Source organism: Photorhabdus viridis (assembly GCF_040256935.1).
Lineage (GTDB): Bacteria > Pseudomonadota > Gammaproteobacteria > Enterobacterales > Enterobacteriaceae > Photorhabdus > Photorhabdus viridis.
The window spans coordinates 1-2,399 of the sequence record NZ_JBEJZY010000121.1 but is presented as its reverse complement, the minus strand read 5'-3'; the positions used below and the strand labels follow the sequence as shown (position 1 = coordinate 2,399).

Below are 2,399 nucleotides of genomic sequence, written 5' to 3'. Positions count from 1 at the left end.
TCAATATTGGGGGCTGAGGTTGATCATGAAGGTGCCTATGATACTGACGATACCCGTTTTTTTACCCTGCGAGCTATTGTTAAAATAGCGCAATCTGTTAAACAAACATCTCTGGCCTATCCTGATGAATAGAAAAAAAGTACTGGTTATTGCCATTATCGGCCTACTTGTGCTGGTGTTTTACGGGGTGTGGCACCGGTTACAGCCTTATCCCCCTCATACTATATTAAATCAGAAGGAACAATTAGCTGTGGATAAATTATTAACACACTTACAAACCCGTTGTATTGGTCGGTATCTGGTTGATCTGCCAGCCAATTATAACAACACCGTGGAGGCGGCTAGGGTGAACGATAATCGGGTAGAAACCCGTCTGCTCTATCCGCCTGCCTTTGAACAGCGTATTCAATTACGGGAAGACGCGTTACGGCAGATGAAGACGTCATATCCCATTGATATGCCCTATCTAAAGAATATTTACCGCTTACCTCAGGGGATGCAGGGAATTATTTTCGAGCGTATGGAGGACCAAAGTGTCCCGGATATGGCCCGGGTATTGGAAGCCCACCTGTACAGTAACGGGGTGGCAATAAAAGTGGAAATGAAAGCGGAGGATGGTTCTGCTCCACGTTATGATAAAGATCGGGAAGAGTATCCTAATGTCTATACTAATACTGTGCCAGCGAAACTGGCAGAGTTGAAAGACTTATTATCCCGTATACAGGGACGTAAAGAGACGGAAATACCCACTACTGCCGGAAATTGTATTCCTCATGCATTTATTGCCGATAATAAAAAGGATAAAGAAGATATAGGCTTATTGTATAAAGCGCACCCGGATAATTACCTGAATGTTAGAATGAGTACTAATAATTATATCCGTGAGAAAGACAGTATGCTGGAGCGCTTTGGTGTAATTGAAGCCATGCTGTCCCGGGGGAAAGCTTTGCGAAAAGGGGGGCGGAAAATAAATGGGCAGGATACCGAAGAGCTATTACTGTCGGGCCGTCAGCCGAACAATGATAATCCGCGTTATCTGTTTACATTACGGGTCAATGAAAAAAATGGGGGCAGAAGGACACCGGTATTTAATTTGGCGATAGTCAATGACGAAGAGACACCGACAGCCTATACCCAAAATGAAATTGTGGCGTTCTGGGATGCTATTAGTCAGACCCTGAGAGTCAGACCCGGCGCTTTCGATCCCCGATAACATGCTTTTAAATTAAACCCTTTATAGGGATATAAGGGTTAACTTAATCAAGGGGATAAAAACACTAAAATACCAATAGGTATTTTACATTCAGCTGTCAGAATGACTCAGGCGGTGAAAATTGGATAAAAAAGGATTTGCCGATTTTATTGGCGATGGGGGGTATTCTCTCTGTGAGAGGTCGGTTTTTTTAATAATGCATTAATGGGTGGCTCAATGTGATTAAATTTTATTTTTGGGATGTGGTATTAGTCTGTGTTTTTCTTCTTTTCTATTATGCCTGGCCGGTCATAATGATTATTGATGGTTATGTCATTTATCGGGTGGTTCAATGTATTAAGCGAAAGAAATACAAAGCCCTGCTGTTCTTAATCCCTGTTGTGGTGTTATTGAGTGGGCCGCTTATTTATCTTTTAATTCAGTTTTTGAAGGTATGGGGCCTTTAAGATTAAAGTCAATAATGAGATATCTCGGGATGAAATATTATCTCCTGAATATCTGATGGTTTATTTAGGGTTATTTCTATAATTAATAGAGGATATCACAATGTCTGGTATTGTTTGTTTAGGTGATGCCACTGATCGAGGTGGAAAAGTGATCACCGCTTCTTCAACAATGTATTTCGACGGTAAACAGGCCGCTTTGGTAGGGGATCTCATTCATTGTCCGCTAGAGGGGCACGGTATTAATCCCATTATTGAGGGGGATAATACCGTTCAGGAAAATGGTCGTGCTGTAGTGGTGCATTATTGTCGCTGCCAGTGTGGGTGTCGAGTATTGAGTTCAATGCTTCATAACCAAGTTGAGTCATCGTTATGAGCTGGCCTATTCCTGAGATCCCTCGTCTTCGTGTCATCTTATCGCAGACTGAGGGGCAGATATTTCTTCATTAATGAGGATTAATGACGGGTTTGCTGACCATTATCACCGGAAAATCATGAAAATATTAAATGGGTTTCTGTCACTCACCGGGGAGACATATATCGTAATAATATTCCTTTTTAATAAGTCGTGTTTTGTTTTTGCGATAAGGATTAGGCTTGATTGGTAGTGGTAAGAATATTGTCGTCTGTTCTTGGCTATCACTGAAGATATTCTCATTCGCATATCATGAATGAGAATCATTATTTTTTATCTATTTAGGTAGCGGGATGTAAAGTGAGGTTGTTTATTTTATTTTAATTGT

General features: G+C 41.1%; 2 protein-coding genes. Both read left to right on the top strand.

The features are described from left to right. The first annotated feature begins 124 nt into the window (after positions 1-124). Positions 125-1,213: a T6SS immunity protein Tli4 family protein gene (locus ABR397_RS22290; protein WP_350307623.1), complete on the top strand. Its 1,089-nt coding sequence runs from the start codon at positions 125-127 to the stop codon at positions 1,211-1,213. Positions 1,214-1,759: 546 nt separating this feature from the next. Beyond that, on the top strand, positions 1,760-2,032 hold the full coding sequence (locus ABR397_RS22285) for a PAAR domain-containing protein (protein WP_350307622.1): 273 nt from the start codon (positions 1,760-1,762) through the stop codon (positions 2,030-2,032). The last annotated feature ends 367 nt before the right edge of the window (positions 2,033-2,399 follow it).